Annotated in this window: 16 protein-coding genes; 9 read left to right on the top strand and 7 right to left on the bottom strand. The window is 74.3% G+C overall.

Annotated elements, in window-relative coordinates; genetic code table 11:
• Window positions 1-31: 31 nt before the first annotated feature.
• Together LZG04_RS14510 and LZG04_RS14505 are read left to right on the top strand one after the other, a co-directional pair.
• Window positions 32-1,189, top strand: a complete 1,158-nt coding sequence (locus LZG04_RS14510) for a glycoside hydrolase family 6 protein (protein ID WP_233817099.1) — start codon at window positions 32-34, stop codon at window positions 1,187-1,189.
• 143 nt (window positions 1,190-1,332) lie between these two features.
• Complete coding sequence (locus LZG04_RS14505) at window positions 1,333-1,692, top strand: DUF2203 domain-containing protein (protein ID WP_233817097.1); 360 nt, start codon at window positions 1,333-1,335, stop codon at window positions 1,690-1,692.
• A gap of 11 nt (window positions 1,693-1,703) precedes the next feature.
• Here LZG04_RS14505 and LZG04_RS14500 read toward each other — a convergent pair whose 3' ends face one another.
• The 6 genes from LZG04_RS14500 to LZG04_RS14475 form a co-directional block, all read right to left on the bottom strand.
• Window positions 1,704-4,658 (bottom strand): AfsR/SARP family transcriptional regulator, encoded by a 2,955-nt coding sequence (locus tag LZG04_RS14500; RefSeq protein WP_233817095.1) that lies wholly within the window; start codon window positions 4,656-4,658, stop codon window positions 1,704-1,706.
• Window positions 4,659-4,803: 145 nt separating this feature from the next.
• Window positions 4,804-6,378, bottom strand: a complete 1,575-nt coding sequence (locus LZG04_RS14495) for a S8 family serine peptidase (RefSeq protein WP_233817093.1) — start codon at window positions 6,376-6,378, stop codon at window positions 4,804-4,806.
• A 135-nt stretch (window positions 6,379-6,513) separates the two neighbouring features.
• Complete coding sequence (locus LZG04_RS14490) at window positions 6,514-7,152, bottom strand: hypothetical protein (RefSeq protein WP_233817091.1); 639 nt, start codon at window positions 7,150-7,152, stop codon at window positions 6,514-6,516.
• The gene (locus LZG04_RS14485; protein WP_233817089.1) at window positions 7,136-7,576 is read right to left on the bottom strand and encodes a DUF4383 domain-containing protein; all 441 of its coding nucleotides are present in this window, start codon (window positions 7,574-7,576) and stop codon (window positions 7,136-7,138) included. Before LZG04_RS14485 ends, LZG04_RS14490 begins: the two co-directional genes overlap by 17 nt.
• Window positions 7,577-7,758: 182 nt before the next feature.
• Complete coding sequence (locus LZG04_RS14480; RefSeq protein ID WP_233817087.1) at window positions 7,759-8,520, bottom strand: STAS domain-containing protein; 762 nt, start codon at window positions 8,518-8,520, stop codon at window positions 7,759-7,761.
• Between the two features lie 10 nt (window positions 8,521-8,530).
• The gene (locus LZG04_RS14475) at window positions 8,531-9,487 is read right to left on the bottom strand and encodes a Ppx/GppA phosphatase family protein (protein WP_233817085.1); all 957 of its coding nucleotides are present in this window, start codon (window positions 9,485-9,487) and stop codon (window positions 8,531-8,533) included.
• A gap of 101 nt (window positions 9,488-9,588) precedes the next feature.
• Here LZG04_RS14475 and LZG04_RS14470 point away from each other — a divergent pair, with 101 nt between their 5' ends.
• Window positions 9,589-10,386, top strand: a complete 798-nt coding sequence (locus tag LZG04_RS14470) for an SDR family oxidoreductase (protein WP_233817083.1) — start codon at window positions 9,589-9,591, stop codon at window positions 10,384-10,386.
• An 18-nt stretch (window positions 10,387-10,404) separates the two neighbouring features.
• Here LZG04_RS14470 and LZG04_RS14465 read toward each other — a convergent pair whose 3' ends face one another.
• Window positions 10,405-10,608, bottom strand: a complete 204-nt coding sequence (locus tag LZG04_RS14465) for a hypothetical protein (protein WP_233817082.1) — start codon at window positions 10,606-10,608, stop codon at window positions 10,405-10,407.
• A gap of 51 nt (window positions 10,609-10,659) precedes the next feature.
• Between LZG04_RS14465 and LZG04_RS14460 the strand changes: the two genes are divergently transcribed.
• The 6 genes from LZG04_RS14460 (at window position 10,660) to LZG04_RS14435 (ending at window position 15,066) form a co-directional block, all read left to right on the top strand.
• The gene (locus LZG04_RS14460) at window positions 10,660-11,031 is read left to right on the top strand and encodes a hypothetical protein (RefSeq protein ID WP_233817080.1); all 372 of its coding nucleotides are present in this window, start codon (window positions 10,660-10,662) and stop codon (window positions 11,029-11,031) included.
• A gap of 10 nt (window positions 11,032-11,041) precedes the next feature.
• Entirely contained in the window at window positions 11,042-11,527 is a 486-nt protein-coding gene (locus LZG04_RS14455; protein WP_233817078.1) for a GNAT family N-acetyltransferase, read from the top strand.
• Between the two features lie 62 nt (window positions 11,528-11,589).
• Window positions 11,590-12,507, top strand: a complete 918-nt coding sequence (locus LZG04_RS14450; protein WP_233817075.1) for a sensor histidine kinase — start codon at window positions 11,590-11,592, stop codon at window positions 12,505-12,507.
• Between the two features lie 159 nt (window positions 12,508-12,666).
• Complete coding sequence (locus tag LZG04_RS14445; RefSeq protein ID WP_233817073.1) at window positions 12,667-13,404, top strand: alpha/beta fold hydrolase; 738 nt, start codon at window positions 12,667-12,669, stop codon at window positions 13,402-13,404.
• Window positions 13,405-13,453: 49 nt separating this feature from the next.
• Window positions 13,454-14,101, top strand: coding sequence for an HAD family hydrolase (locus LZG04_RS14440; protein ID WP_233817071.1), 648 nt, complete (start codon window positions 13,454-13,456; stop codon window positions 14,099-14,101).
• 8 nt (window positions 14,102-14,109) lie between these two features.
• Window positions 14,110-15,066 (top strand): LLM class F420-dependent oxidoreductase, encoded by a 957-nt coding sequence (locus LZG04_RS14435; protein WP_233817069.1) that lies wholly within the window; start codon window positions 14,110-14,112, stop codon window positions 15,064-15,066.
• The last annotated feature ends 13 nt before the right edge of the window (window positions 15,067-15,079 follow it).

Raw genomic sequence — 15,079 nt, 5'->3', positions numbered from 1 at the left:
TCCCAGGCAGCGCCCCGTGAGGAGCAGTCGAGTGAACAACGGACCGAGACGACGGCGCGTCGGGCTGACCCTGGCGGCGACCGCGGTGTGCGCGTTGATCGGCGCGAGCAGCGCCGGAGCGGAGGGGACCGTGACGGCTTCGGGACCGCCGCACCTGCCCAAGGGCACGTCGTTCTACGTCGAACCGGACGGCAACGCCGCGCGGCAGGCCCGGCAGTGGCGGGCCGAGGGCCGGGTGGCGGACGCCGAGCTGATGGAGGCCGTGGCCGCCCAGCCGACCGCGATCTGGTTCACCACGGCGGGTGCGGACCAGGTGCGGCGCGACGTGCGCGAGGTCGTGCGGGCGGCGCGGGCCAAGGACCAGGTGCCGGTGCTCGTGGCGTACTTCGTGCCCTACCGGGACTGCTCGCAGTGGTCCGCGGGCGGCGCGCGCAGCGAGCAGGAGTACAAGGAGTGGATCGACGCCTTCGCCGAGGGCATCGGTGACGACAAGGCCGTCGTCGTGGTCGAGCCGGACGGCCTGGCCCTGCTGACCAGCGAGCCGTGGTGCACGATCGGCCCGGACTCGGAGCTGGTGCCGCAGCGGTTCCGCGAGATCAACCACGCCGTGGACGCGCTCAAGCGCGGCAAGCACACCCGCGTCTACCTCGACGCCGGGCACTCGGCGTGGCAGGCGCTCAACGACTACGACGCGGGCTACGGCGAGCCGCGTCAGCAGTTGGGCATCGTCAACCGGCTGTTGCGGGGCGGCGTGACGCGGGCGGACGGGTTCGCGCTCAACACGTCCAACTACCGCTTCACCGACGACCTGGTGCGGTACGGCACCCGCGTGTCGAAGTGCCTCTACCTGCGCACGCAGGAAGGCGCGACCACGTGCCCGGCCGACGAGGAGCTGGACGCGCTGCCGGTGCGCAAGTCCAAGATGACGCACTTCGTGCTGGACACCAGCCGCAACGGCCGCGGTCACTACACGCCCGGTGAGGGCGAGACCGACTGGTGCAACCCGCCGGGCCGCGGCCTGGGCGAACGTCCCACGGCGAACACCGGCATCCCGCTGGTGGACGCGTTCCTGTGGGTCAAGCGCCCCGGCGAGTCCGACGGCGAGTGCCAGGGCGGCCCGGCCGCCGGCCGCTGGTGGCCGGAGCAGGCGCTGGAGCTGGCGAAGCTGGCCTCCCCGCCGCTGCGCTGACGTGACGCCGGGGCCGCCTTACCGCCGGGCGGCCCCGGCTCACCGCTTTCCCGACCTCGACCCCCGGTGCGGTTCCGGGTCGCGCTGCCGGCCGGTCCCGGCGGGTAGCCTGTCCGCGTGCGGCGGTCCACGGGGGAGCAGGGGTGACGGTGTTCAGCGTGCCCGAGGCGCGGGAAGAGCTGGCCAGGCTCCTGCCGGTGCTCACCGAGATCGTCGAGCTGCGCGCCGACGCCGCCGAGCTGGCCTCCTCCCTCAACGGCGGCGAGCCCACCGACCTCGGCGGGCTGCCCGAGCTGAAGGCCGCGCAGGCCCGGCTGGACGACCTGATGACCGCGGTGCAGGCGACCGGTGCCGAGCTGAAGGGCTTCGCGCCCCTGCTGGTCGACTTCCCGTCCGACCTCGACGGCGTGCCCGTGCTGCTGTGCTGGCTCGAGGGCGACGAGGGCCTGCACTGGTACCACCGGGCGGACCTGGGCTTCGCCGGCCGACGCCCGCTGGCCTGAGGGCACGCCGGTCACCGCGACGACGGCAGCCGCAGCGCACGCGAGTCCAGTCCCAGCTCTTCCAGGATCTCCTCGCACTCCCGCCGGCACGCCCGCGCGTCCACCGGGTCCGCCAACGCCAGGCGCGCCAACGTCCGCGCCACGTCCAGCCGCGCGCCCCGCTCCCGCCAGATCGCCAACGACCGGCGCAGCACCGCCGCCGCGGGCCGTCCCCGGCCAAGCTCCACCTCGCCGATCGTGACCAGGGTCCGCGCCACCTCGTCCGCCACGCCCAGCTCCTCGTGCACCCGCAGCACGCGGGCGAGCCGTTCGGCGGCCCGGTCCCACTCGCCCCGGTGCGCCCACACCCGGGCCAGGTCGTGCCCGACGCGGGCCACGCCCAGCTCGTCACCGAGGGCGTGCACCAGCGCCGCGGCCTCGGTCAGCAACCGCTCCGCCTCCTCGTCCCGACCGACCGCGAGCAGCACGTCGGCGCTCAACGCGAGCACCTGCGCCTGGTTGCGCTCCTCCTCGTCGGCCGACCCCTCCGCCAGCAGCCGCTCGACCACCGGCACGGCCCGCGCCGGGGAACCGGCCTCGTGCCGGGTGCGCGCCAGCGACAACGCCAGCCACCGCGCCAACGGCGGCGGCGTGCCCGCGTCGCAGCGGTCGACGCCCTCCTCGAACCACCGCGCGGCCTCCGCCAGCCGGCCCAGGCTCTGCGCCGCCCACCCGGCGTTGCCGAGCGCGCCCAGCACCCCGAGCCGGTCACCGAGCTTGCGCGCCAGCGCGAGCCCTTCGGCCGCCAGCGCGGGCAGCTCCTCGAACCGCGACCGCTGGGCGGCCAGCCCGAACAGGCTCAGCAGCAGCCGCACCGTCTGCCGGTCCACGCCGTGCGCGCGCGTGCACGTGACCGCGGCACGCAGGATCCGCTCCCGCTCCACGTCGTAGGTGCGCAGGGCGAGGAACCCGGTCATGCGCAGCGCCAGCCCGCCGGCGAGCTCGGCCAGGCCGAGCCGGCACGCCTGCTCGACGCACGCGGTCAACGCGGTCGACTCGACCTCGAACCACTCCCTCGGCGCGGCGGCGATCGGCCCGGCCACGTCGTCCGGCGCGAGCGGCAGGTCGAGGCCGACCGCGTTCTGCATGCCGTGCCCGACCCGTTCGTCGGCCGCCCCGGCCCGGCCGAGCCACCCCGACAGCACCCGGTGCACGGCCGCGTCGCGCTCGTGCGGCGGTTCCTCGGCGGCGGCGCGTTCGGCGGCGAAGTCGTGCACCAGGCCGTGCAGCCGGAACCGCTCCTGCCCCACCCGGTCCCGGCCGAGCACCTCGACCAGGTGCACGTCGGCCAACGTCTCCAGCAGCCGGTCCACCGGCCCGTCGCCGCCGACCAGCGCGCCCGCCACCCAGGCGGGCCACTCCGGTGTCGCGGACAGGCCGAGCCGGCGCAGCAGCACCCGGGCGGGCGGGTCGAGCAGCCGGTAGCTGGTCGCGATGACCGCCCGCACGTCCAGGTCGCCCAAGGACAGCTCGTCCAGCCGACCGCGTTCCTCGGCCAGCCGGTCCCGGAACTCCGCGACCCGCCACGTCGGGTGCACGGCCAGCCGGCCGGCGGCCACGCTCACGGCCAGCGGCAGGTTGCCGCACAGCGCGACGATCCCGCTCGCGGCCTCCGGCTCGGCCGCGATCCGCTCCGCGCCCGCGATCCGCGACAGCAGCTCCAGCGAGTCCTCGGCGGGCAGCGCGGGCAGCGTCCAGCGCGCCGCGCCGACCAGCGCGCCGAGCTGGCGGCGGGAGGTGATCACGGTCGCGCACGACGTGCCGCCCGGCAGCAGCGGCCGGACCTGCGCCTCGGCCGCCACGTCGTCCAGCACCACCAGCACCGCGCGGTCGGCCAGCGTGCTGCGGTAGAGGGCGACCCGTTCGTCCGGGTCCTCCGGCACAGCCGCGCCGGTCACGCCGAGCGCGCGCAGGAACCGGCCCACCACCTCGTGCGGGTCGGCCTGGTCGCGGTGCGACCCGCGCAGGGTGGCGAACAGTTGGCCGTCCGGGAAGTGCCCGGCCAGGTGGTGGGCCACCGACACCGCCAACGCGGTCTTGCCGACCCCGCCGGGCCCGACGAGCACCGCCAACCCGGGCCGGTCGTCGGCCCGCACCGCCGCCACGACCTCGGCGTGCGGCTTCCCGCGCCCGACCAGCACCGCGTTCTCCGGCGGCAACTGGCGCGGCACCACGACCTGCGCGGACCGGCGCGGCGCGGCGGGCACCTCGCCGCGCAGCACGTGCCGCTCCAACTCCCGCAACGCCGCACCCGGCGTCACGCCGAGGTCGTCGTCCAGCCTCCGGTAGACCTGGCGGTACACCTCCAGCGCCTCGGCCTGCCGCCCCACGGCCGCCAGCGCCACCATCCGCGTCTCGTACAGCCGTTCCCGGTACGGGTGCTCGGCGATCAGCGGCGCGACCTCGGCCAGCACCTCGTCGTACCGCTCCAGCGCGAGCCGCGCGGCCAGCCGGCCTTCCTGCGCGGCCAGCCGTTCCTCGTGCAGCGCCGCCCGGACGGGGCCCGCCTGCTCCTCGTCGACGTCGGCCAGCGCCGGTCCCCGCCACAACGCCAGGGCCGCGTCGAACGACTCCTCCGCCGCCGCGTGGTCACCGGCCTCCGCCGCCCGCCGCCCCCGCTCGGCCGCCGCCCTGAACTGGGCCAGGTCCAGCTCGGCGGCACGCGTGGTCAGCTGGTAGCCGGTGGGCCGGGTGACGATCACGCCCTCGTCCAGCCGGGCGCGCAGCCTGCTGACCAGGTTGTGCAACTGCGCGCGGGCCGAGCGCGGCGGCCGCGACCACAGTTGGCCGATCAGCCGCTCCGCCGGTGTCACGCGGTCGGCGTTGAGCAGCAACGCGGCCAGCACGTACCGCTCGCGCGCGCCACCGACCGGCACGGCGTCCCCCTCGCGCCAGGCCACCACGGGCCCCAACACCCCGAATCGCACCGATTCGGTATACCGCAGGAGGACCGGCCCGGAATCGGCCGGAAGCGGCCCCTGTCCGGTTCCGGCACCGCGGTCCGCTCGCGTGGACGGGCGGGCGGCGACCGCCGGTCACCGCCCGCCCGCACCCTCTACCGACCCGGTGGCGTCAGAAGGAGATCGACCAGCCGTCGATCCTGCCGGTGTCGTAGGTGTAGACGTCCTTCACCCGCAGCTTCCACGTGCCGTTCTTCTTCTCCTTGGACGTGTCGACCTTGAACGTCTCGTGGATGCCGTCCTCCGAGTTCGCGCCGCCGGAGGCGCGCAGCGGGAACACCGCGCCGCTGGGCCCGATCAGGTCCACGGCCAGGTCGGCGGTGTAGGGGTGCACGATGTCGACCTTCACCGAGGTCGCCGCCGTGCCCTGGCCCTCGCAGCCGGCCACCGCGATCTGCGACGTGACCGCGTCACCGGCGTCGGGGACCTCCACGTCCTCGGTGCTCGACCCGCCGGCGCACGCGGGCGGCTTGGGGTCGGTCCCGATGAAGCCCGTGTACAGCAGCTTGTTCGGCGAGGCCGCGCCGGGGTTCTTGACGACGTCCGCGGTGGCGTTGTCGGTCAGGGCCTTGGCCACGTCCGCCGGGGTCGCCGCGCGGTTGGCGGGTTTGGCGCTGAGGTACAGCGCCGCCGCGCCCGCCACGTGCGGCGAGGCCATCGACGTGCCGTTGAGCGCACGGGTGCCGTCGTTGTTCCAGGTGGACGTGATGTTGACGCCCGGCGCGAAGAGGTCGGTGCACCGGCCGAAGTTGGAGAACGTCGCCCGGGTGTCGGCGTTGTCGGAGGCGTCGACCGTGATCGCCTCCGGCGTGCGGGCCGGCGAGGTGTTGCACGCGTCGCGGTTGTCGTTGCCGGACGCCACCGCCACCGTGACCCCGGCCGTGACCAGCTTCTTCACCGCCTCGTCCACGCTGGTGTTGGCCGAGCCGCCGAGGCTCATGTTCGCCACCGCAGGCTTGGCCGCGTGCTGGGCGACCCAGTCCAGGCCGCCGACGATCTGCGACCACTGGCCCGAACCCCGGCAGTTGAGCACCCGCACCCCGACCAGCTTCACGGCCTTGGCCAGGCCGTACGTGGTCGAGCCGATGGTGCCGGCGACGTGCGTGCCGTGGCCGTGGCAGTCCTGCGCCACGCCGTCGTTGTCGATGAAGTCGTACCCGTCGGCGGCCCGGCCGCCGAAGTCCGGGTGCGTTTTGTGGATGCCGGTGTCGACCACGTACGCGGTCACGCCCTCGCCGGTGGCCTTGTAGGTGTACTTCTGGTCCAGCGGCAGGTTCTTCTGGTCCACCCGGTCCAGGCCCCAGGTCGGGTTCTCCTGGGTGCCGGTGGCCTGCGCGGTGCCGTCCTGCTCCACGTACTCCACGGCCGGGTCGGCGGCCAGCCGGCGCGCCTGGTCCTCGCTCATCGCGGTCGAGAAGCCGCGCAGCACCGCGGTGTAGGTCAGCTTGAGCTCGCCGCCGTAGGTCGTGGCCAACGCCTGGGCGACGGCGGGGGTCTGCTCCAGGCTGACGGAGTCCTCCCGCAGCGCGACGATGTAGCTGCCCTCCACCGCGCCGGGTTGGCCCACGCCGAGGATGTCGCCCTCGGCTCGGTGCGCCTGCCCGTACCCGGCCGCGGTCAGCAACAGAGTCGTCGTCGCCAGGCACGCGGTGGCGACCCGCCGCCGGGTCGAGCGATCGTGTCGCATCGGTCGTTCTCCGTTCCACTAGGCCGCCCGGCAGCGGTGGTGGTCAAGCAGGCCGCGCGGAACCTCCGGGTGACGACGCGACTGCGCACCGCGACGACACCGTCACGGCACTCGGCTACCCGAAGCAACGACCGATCATGCCTCCGGAGCAGTCACCGGATCGGGCGATCGCCCGCGTCGGCTGCCCCGGTAGGCCCTCTCGCGGGCCCGCGCCAGCACGGCGGGCGCGAGGTCGAGGCCCGCCGGCCGGTTGAGGACCGGGTCGAGCGCGGGCAGGTCGCGGTCGACGTCCAGCGGACGGGCCACCAGCCGGCCGACCGGACGCCACGGCGGCCCGACCTCCAGGGTGAAGCCGAGCTCGGCGGGCAGGTCGGTCAACGCCGCCGAGCCGCACCGCACGGGGTCGGGGACGGCGGCCAGCCACACCAGCCGGTCGCGCCGGCGGAACGGGGTGATGCTGCCGTACCGGGCGCTGGTCCAGGTCCGGGTGGGCCGGGGCACCACGCGGGCGACGCACGTGGACAGCAGCACGTCCCACGGTCCGGGCAGCCGGAACGCCAACCCGAGCACGTCGGGCAGCCCGCCGGGCGTGCCCACGCCCTTGGACAGCCGGCCGCACACCTCCACCTCGCCCACCGGCAGCGGCAGCGCCGGGTCGAACGTCGCGGTCAGCTCGCCCTCGAACCACCGGCCGCGCGGGTGGAACGCCTTGGCGTCGCGGGCGGCGGCCAGCGCGCGGAAGGCGGGTTCGACGAGGTCAGGCACTGCGGGCATGGGGGCTCCCCTTCAGCGCCAGGCCCAGCGCGACCATGCCGGCGCCGAGCCCGAGGTGCAGCCAGTCGTCGGCGGCGTTGACCGGCACGAAGTTCGCCGGGCCGTCCTCGTCGACGACCAGCCCGTACAGCCACAGCACCAGGTAGACCGCCCCGCCGCCGATCAGGAACGCCCGCGCCGACGACGCCGTGCGCGCCATCGCGACACCGACCACGCCGAACAGCAGGTGCACCAGGTTGTGCAGGACGGACACGTGGAACACGCCGAGCAGGTGCGCGCCGGACCCGGGACCGGCGAAGGCGATCCGGTCGAGGTGGGCGGTGATCCCGGGCACGAACCCCAGCACACCCACCAGCAGGAACACGACCGCGACCGCCATCGCCGCGCCGCGAACCGGGTGCGGCAGCCGCGTGGTCGCACTCATCGCCGATCACCTCGCCTGTGACGTTGGCTCCCGCCCGGCTACCCCGCGATCACCACCCGAAACGGCGGCGCTCCCCCCACCACCCGAACCGGCACTCCGGTCTGCGTGCCCGACGCCCGCCCACCACCATCCACCCCACCACCGAACGGGGAAGTCGCCGCCCACCCCCGCCGAACCGCGCATCACCACCCGCCACCGAACCGCCCGTCCTCGCTCCTGTCCGCCGTCGCACCGCCGAACCGGCCATCGCCGTCCCCGTCCGCCGCCGAACCGCCGAACCGCCCGTCCTCGCTCCTGTCCGCCGCCGTACGGCCACCGAACCGCCCATCCCCGCCCCGGTCCGCCGCCGATCCCCCGAATCGGCCATCGCCGTCCGCCGCACCACCGAACCGCGCGTCACCGCCCGCCGCACCGCCGCCGAACCGCCCGTCCCCACCCCGGTCCGCCGCCGCACCACCGAACCGCCCGTCCGCACCCGGAACCGCGCGCCCGCCGCCGCGCGACACGACCCGCCCGCCACGACCGACCGTCGCCGACCCCGGTCGCGCCACCGTGCCGCCCGACACCGCGCGCGCGTCACCACCGGACGCCACCCCGCTCGGCACCACGCGCCCGGACGCCGCCGACGCCACGTCCGGGTAGCGCGGGAACAGCCGGTCCAGGTCCGTGCGCTCGAACACCCGCCGCACGTGCGGCGGCACGGCGGCCAGCCGCAGCCACCCACCGGCCCGCTGGGCCCGCGCCCGCGTCCGCACCAACGCGCTCATCGCCTGCGCGCCGCAGAACGCCACCCCGGACATGTCGAGCACGATCCGGTCACGTCCCTCGCTCACCAACCGGTCCATCCGGTCCAGCACCCGGCGCGCTCCCGCCAGGTCCAACTCCCCGGTCGCCACGACCACCGCGCACCCCGTCCGGTGGGCCTCGACCGACAGCGCCAGCATCCCGACCCCTTCACGCCACCCGGTAGTTCTCGTCGTCGTCGCCCGCCCCGATCAGGGACAGCAGCAGCCCTTCCCTGGTCGACCACGGGCAGATCTCCACCTCGTCGTGGCCGGTGGCCACCATCAACGCCTGCGCCACCAGCGCGCCCGCCAGCGACTGCTCCGCGCGGTGCCGGGAGATGCCGGGCAGCCGGGCGCGCCGGGGCGCGGGCATCCGGGCCAGGCGGGGGATCCAGCCGCGCAGGTCGTCCAGCCGCAACGTGCGCGGCACGAACGGCCCCTCGTGCTGCGGTCGCGCCCCGGCCAGCCGCGCCAACTGCTGGAACACCTTCGAGCAGCCGACGGCCCGGTGGTCGGCGACCGACGTGCCCTCCAGCGCGGCCACCACCCGGTCGTGCACCAGCACCTGCTCGCGGGCCAGGCCGCGGTGGTCGCGGGGCGCGGTCCCGCGCAACGCCAACCGCCGCGTCATCGTGCGCGCCCCGAACGGCAACGACCGGGTGAACGACGGCTCGACGTCCTGACCGGCCGCCAGCTCCACCGTGCCGCCGCCGACGTCGAGCACCAGCAGCGGGCCGACGTGCCAGCCGAACCAGTGCCGTGCCGCCTGGTAGGCCAGGCGCGCTTCCTCCGGGCCGGGCAGCACGCGCAGCCGGGTGCCGGTGCGCCGGGCGACCTCGGCGATGACCTGGTCCGCGTTCGGCGCGTCGCGGATGACGGAGGTGGCGAACGGCACGATGCCGGCGACGCCGGCGCGTTCGGCGATGCGGCGGGCGGTGCGGACGGCGGTCACGACTTGTTCGACGCCTTCCGGGCGCAGTCGGTTGTGCCGGTCGAGGGCCTGGTCGAGGCGGAGCCGGGTCTTGTGCGAGACGACCGGGTTGAGCGGGGAGCCCGACACCACGAGCAGGTGGGCGCTGAAGCAGCCGACGTCGAGCACCCCGACCTGACCGGGCCGTCTGGACATACGTCACCACCGTTCGCGAGTGAGAGGTACCGGGAGGGGTACCCGCAGGCGCATCGGGTGAAACCGGATTGGGTGATCCGACTCCGGGTAGTTCAAGGGCCATGAGTGCTTCGGAGAGGCCGTTGGCGGTGGTGACCGGCGCGTCCAGCGGGATCGGGCTCGAGCTGGCGAAGGTGTTCGTCGAGCACGGGTTCGACCTGGTGGTGGCGGCGGCGGAGAACGACGTGGTGCACGACGTGGCGCGGGAGTTGGCCGCCGGCGGTGCGCGGGTCGACCCGGTGCGCGCCGACCTCGCCACGTTCGAGGGCAACGAGGACCTGGTCGCGGTGGTCGAGGGCGTGGGACGGCCGGTGGACGCGTTGGCGGTCAACGCGGGCATCGGCATCGGCGGGGATTTCGTCGACGACAGCGACCTGCGCGCCCACCTGCGCGTGGTGGACCTCAACATCTCCTCGGCGGTGCACCTGGCGAAGCGACTGGTGCCCGCGATGGTGGAGCGCGGTGCCGGCCGCGTGCTGTTCACGTCGTCGATCGCGGCTACCGCGCCGGGCCCGTTCCACTCGGTGTACGCGGCGTCGAAGGCGTTCCTGGCGTCGTTCTCGCAGTCGTTGCGGGAGGAGTTGCGCGACAGCGGGGTGACCGTGACGGCGTTGATGCCGGGCCCGACGGACACCGACTTCTTCCGCCGGGCGGGCATGACGGACACGAAGGTGGCGACCGGCCCGAAGGACGACCCGGCCGACGTCGCACGGGCGGGGTTCAAGGCGCTGATGGACGGTGACGACCACGTGGTGGCCGGTTCCCTGCGCAACAAGGCGCAAGCCGCGGCCGGCCGCCTGCTGCCCGACCCGGTGAAGGCGCGGGCGATGCGGGGCATGACCGAACCGGGCTCGGGCTGACTTACCGCTCCCGTCGGGTCAGAACTCGGGGATCTCCGGCCCTCGACCGCCGGCCTCCGGCGTCGGCTCCTCGTGTTCGACCGCCTCGTCGGGTTCCGGCGTCTCGTCGCCGATCAGCGACCGGTACTCGTCGACTTCCTGCGGGGTCGGGTCGATCGGGGCTTCCTCGGCGAGCTCGTCCGGGTCGATCGGGTCGTCCTGCGGTTCCTGTGCTGCGGTCATGGCCGCTGGTTACCCCGTGTGCCGTCGCTCGAACGGAGTATCCGTGACGTCGTGACCATCCACGCGAGACGAGACGTCCCAGCCCTGCCCGACCTGGTGTTCAACGCCGCCGCGGACCCCGTCCGGCTGGCCGCCTGGCTGCCCGACCCCTACCAGGTCGTCGGCCGTTCGGACGACGTGCTGATCCTGCGCGCGCAGGACGGGCCGCACCAGGTGAGCCTGGCCGCCGACTACGACCGGCTGCTGCTGACCTGGGAACCGCTGGCCGGCCGCGGCTGCCGCGGCGAGCTGCGCGTCTCGCTGGCCGGCGTCGCGGGCAGCGTCGCCGAGCTGCGGGTGGCCGACTGCGCCGACGAGCAACTGCCGTCGCGGCTGCTGGAGGCGCTGGCCAATGACGTTGAGCAGAACCTCACCGCCGGCTGATCATGTCCCGGTGGACATCCGCCCCGCCCGGCCCGACGAGCTGCCGCTGCTGCCCCCGATCGAACGGGCGTCCGGTGAGCCCTTCCGAGACTTCGGCATGCCCGAGATCGCCGACGACGACCCGATGCCGCTGAGCACCCTGGCCCACCTGCACGTCTGGGTGGCCGCCGACCCGCACCCGGTGGCCTGGGTCGCGGTCGAGCAGGTCGACGGCGCGGCGCACGTCGAGCAGCTCTGCGTGCACCCCGACCGCGCCCGCCGCGGCATCGGGGCCGCGCTGCTCGACCACGTCGAGCGCTGGGCCGCCGGGCGCGGGCTGGCCGCGTTGACCTTGACGACGTTCCGCGACATCCCCTGGAACGGCCCTTATTATCGGCGGCTGGGGTTCCACGAGGTCACCGACCTCACGCCGGGACTGGCGGCCGTCGTGGCGGCCGAGACCGCACGCGGTCTGGACCCGACGACACGCGTCTGCCTGCGCAGGCCGCTCCCGTAACGGCGTTCGGGCGCGATACTGGGCGGGCGTGACCGCCCGCGACCGTTCGGAGGTGCCCCAAGGTGGTCGACTTCGTGCACGAGGCACTGCTGTACCGCGACGACGAGCAGTACCTCGCGGGTACGGTGCCGTTCGTGCGCGACGGCCTCGCCGCGGGGGAGCCGGTGCTGGTGGCCGTGCCGCGGCGCGGGATCGACCTGCTGCGGCGCGCGTTGGGCCGGCAGGCCGAGCAGGTCGAGTTCGTGGACCTCAGACGCGCGGGGCGCAACCCCGGCCGGATCATCCCCGGTGTGCTGACCGCGTTCACCGACAACAACGCCGGCGCGGGCCGGGTGCGGATCGTCGGCGAGCCGATCTGGCCGGACCGCACCGACCTGGAGTACCCGGCGTGCGTGCAGCACGAGGCGCTGGTCAACACCGCGTTCGAGGACCGGCCCGCCTGGATCCTCTGCCCGTACGACACGGCGAACCTCACGCCGGAGGCGCTGCGCGACGCGGAGACCACGCACCCGGTCGTGGTCGAAGGCCGGCGACGCAGGCCCAGCGCGGACTACCGCGAGCCGTTCCTGGTCGCCGAGGAGTTCAACCGCCCGCTGCCGGCCCCGCCGCCGGACGCCCTGACCCGCCGGTTCGACCTGGACGACCTCGCACCCACCCGACGGCTGGTGGCCGGTTTCGCCGCCGACGCGGGCCTGACCGCCGACCAGGTGGAGGATTTGGTGCTCGCGGTCAACGAGCTGACCACCAACAGCGTCGTGCACGGTGGCGGCACCGGCACGCTGCTGCTGTGGCGGGAGAGCGGCTCGGTGGTGTGCGAGGTGCGTGACGCCGGCCGGCTGGAGAACCCGATGGTGGGCAGGCGCAACCCGGGCCCGAACCCGCACGGCGGGTACGGCGTGATGCTCGTGAACCTGCTGTGCGACTTGGTGCGCGTGCACACGGGCGAGGACGGCACATCGATCCGCGTGTACATCGGCTGAGAGGGCAAGGGCTCGGCGGGGCGGGCTCGGCGCGGCTCGGTGCACCGAAGCCACGCGTGTGTGCTTGCACACCCACCTCCCGCCAATCCCGCTGGTCGCGGATGACCTTCGGGCGCGAACGACCTCGGCGCACCGGCCCCGACCGGCAGAATCGGGACCGTGACTCCCGCACTTCTGCTCGCCCACGGGGCCGGTGGCACGGTCCGCGCCAACTTCAGCCCGCTGATCCCGCGGTTGTCGCGCAACCGCAAGGTGCACGCGGTGGACTTCCCCGGCTCCGGGACCACCCCGCGCGCGACCACCGCCCTCGAACTGGACGACCTGGCCGACCGGCTGGTCGCCGCCGCCGACGGCGAGGAGAAGTTCGCGGTGGTCGGCTACTCGATGGGCTGCGCGGTCGCCGTGCGCGCGGCGCGGCGGCACCCGGAACGGGTGACGGCGCTGGTGCTCACCGCCGGGTTCGCCCACCTGGACGGCGAGACCCTGGACCGGATGCGGCAGTGGCGGCGGCTGGTCGACGGCCCCCGCACCGAGCTCGCCCGCTTCCTCATGTCCATCGCGTTGGGCGAGCCGTTCCTGCGGCGGATGACCGCCGAGCAGACCGAGGGCTTCCTGGAGCTGATCGCGCTCACCATCCCGCCCGGCACGCCCGAGCAGGTGGACCTGGTGCAGCGCGTCGACCTGCGTCCCGAGCTGCCGTCGTTGACCGTGCCGACGCTGGTGATCGGCACCAAGCACGACCGGCTGATCGCACCCGGCGTCACGCGCGAGCTGGCCGACCTGATCCCCGGCGCGCGGTGGGCCGAGCTGGACAGCGGCCACTCCCCCGCCGTGGAAGCGCCGACCGAGTGGGTCCGGCTGATCGAGGAGTTCCTCGACTCCGTGCCCGCCGCCTGAACCGAGGGCGGCCGGTTTGCCGCTCAGGCGGTCGGGCTAACCAGGCCGCATGACCAACACGCTCGTCCTCGACGTGGACGGCACGCTGGTGGACACCAACTACCACCACGCGGTGGCCTGGTACCGCGCGTTCCGCCGTTTCGACATCACCGTGCCCACCTGGCGGTTGCACCGCGCCATCGGGATGGGCGGTGACAAGCTCGTCGCCGCCGTCGCGGGCGAGCACGTGGAACGCGAGCACGGCGACGACCTGCGCCAGGCGTGGGAGGTGGCGTTCGAGCCGATGCTGGCCGAGATCAGGCCGCTGGAGGGCGCGCACCGCCTCGTCGCCGCGGCGCTGGAGCAGGACTTCACCGTCGTGCTGGCCAGCTCGGGCAAGCGCCACCACGTCGACCACTACGTGAAGCTGATCGACGTCTCCGGCATCACGTCGACCTCCGCGGACGACGTGGAGGACAGCAAGCCCGCGCCGGACCTGATCGAGGTCGCGTTGAAGCGGGTCGACGGCGGCGGTCGGGCGGTGGTGATCGGCGACTCGGTGTGGGACTGCCAGGCCGCCGCACGGGCCGGCCTGCCGGTGGTGTGCGTTCGCACGGGTGGTTTCGGCGAGGCCGAGTTGCGCGACGCCGGCGCGTCGGCAGTCTACGAAGAACTCGACGGGCTGCGGGCGGACCTCACCGACCTGCCGATGGCGTAGGAGGAATCGTGCGGATCGGGTACACCCTCATGACCGAGCAGGCCGGGCCACGCGAGCTGGTCGAGCACGCGGGGCTGGCCGAGCAGGCCGGGTTCGACTTCGAGGTGATGAGCGACCACTACTCGCCGTGGCTGGACGAGCAGGGGCACGCGCCGTACGCGTGGAGCGTGCTCGGCGCGGTCACGCAGGCCACCGAGCGGGTCGAGCTGATGACCTACGTGACCTGCCCGACCGTGCGCTACCACCCGGCGGTGGTGGCGCAGAAGGCGGCGACCGTGCAGCTGCTGTCGGGCAACCGCTTCACGTTGGGCATCGGGGCGGGTGAGAACCTCAACGAGCACGTGGTCGGCCGCGGCTGGCCGCCGGTGAACGTGCGGCACGAGCTGCTGCGCGAGGCCGTGGAGATCATCTCCCAGTTGTTCGACGGCGGGTACGTCAACTACTCGGGCCAGCACTTCCGGGTCGACTCGGCGAAGCTGTGGGACCTGCCCGAGCAGCGCGTGCCGATCGCGGTCGCGGTGTCGGGCGGGCAGTCGGTGCGCACGTTCGCGCCCCTGGCCGACGCGATGGTGGCCACCGAGCCGGACGCGTCGCTGAGCCAGGAGTGGGACGTCTTCCAGGGCGGCAAGTCGCGCAAGATCGGCCAGTTGCCGATCTGCTGGGACCCGGACCGCGACGCGGCGGTCGAACGGGCCCACGAGCAGTTCCGCTGGTTCGCGGGCGGGTGGAAGGTCAACTCCGAGCTGCCCGGCACGGCCGGGTTCGCGGGCGCGACGCAGTTCGTGCGACCGGAGGACGTGGCCGCCCGGATCCCGTGCGGTCCGGACGTCGGCCCGGTGGTGGAGGCGGTGGCGAAGTTCCGCGAGGCGGGCTTCACCGACCTGGCGCTGGTGCAGATCGGCGGCGACCACCAGCGCGAGTTCCTCGACTTCGCCAAGGGCGAGCTCCTGCCCGCCCTGCGCTGAACCCGCACTGGGC

This window comes from Saccharothrix sp. S26 (assembly GCF_021390395.1).
GTDB lineage: Bacteria > Actinomycetota > Actinomycetes > Mycobacteriales > Pseudonocardiaceae > Actinosynnema.
Note: the sequence above shows the minus strand (reverse complement) of the source record. Positions and strands in the feature narration are given on the sequence as shown.

Excerpts from the sequence above, each read along its gene's own strand:
- LZG04_RS14495 (WP_233817093.1), bottom strand. The coding sequence starts at position 6,378 with ATGCGACACGATCGCTCGACCCGGCGGCGGGTCGCCACCGCGTGCCTG.
- LZG04_RS14490 (WP_233817091.1), bottom strand. The coding sequence starts at position 7,152 with ATGCCCGCAGTGCCTGACCTCGTCGAACCCGCCTTCCGCGCGCTGGCC.
- LZG04_RS14485 (WP_233817089.1), bottom strand. The coding sequence starts at position 7,576 with ATGAGTGCGACCACGCGGCTGCCGCACCCGGTTCGCGGCGCGGCGATG.
- LZG04_RS14480 (WP_233817087.1), bottom strand. The coding sequence starts at position 8,520 with ATGCTGGCGCTGTCGGTCGAGGCCCACCGGACGGGGTGCGCGGTGGTC.
- LZG04_RS14475 (WP_233817085.1), bottom strand. The coding sequence starts at position 9,487 with ATGTCCAGACGGCCCGGTCAGGTCGGGGTGCTCGACGTCGGCTGCTTC.
- LZG04_RS14470 (WP_233817083.1), top strand. The coding sequence starts at position 9,589 with ATGAGTGCTTCGGAGAGGCCGTTGGCGGTGGTGACCGGCGCGTCCAGC.
- LZG04_RS14465 (WP_233817082.1), bottom strand. The coding sequence starts at position 10,608 with ATGACCGCAGCACAGGAACCGCAGGACGACCCGATCGACCCGGACGAG.
- LZG04_RS14440 (WP_233817071.1), top strand. The coding sequence starts at position 13,454 with ATGACCAACACGCTCGTCCTCGACGTGGACGGCACGCTGGTGGACACC.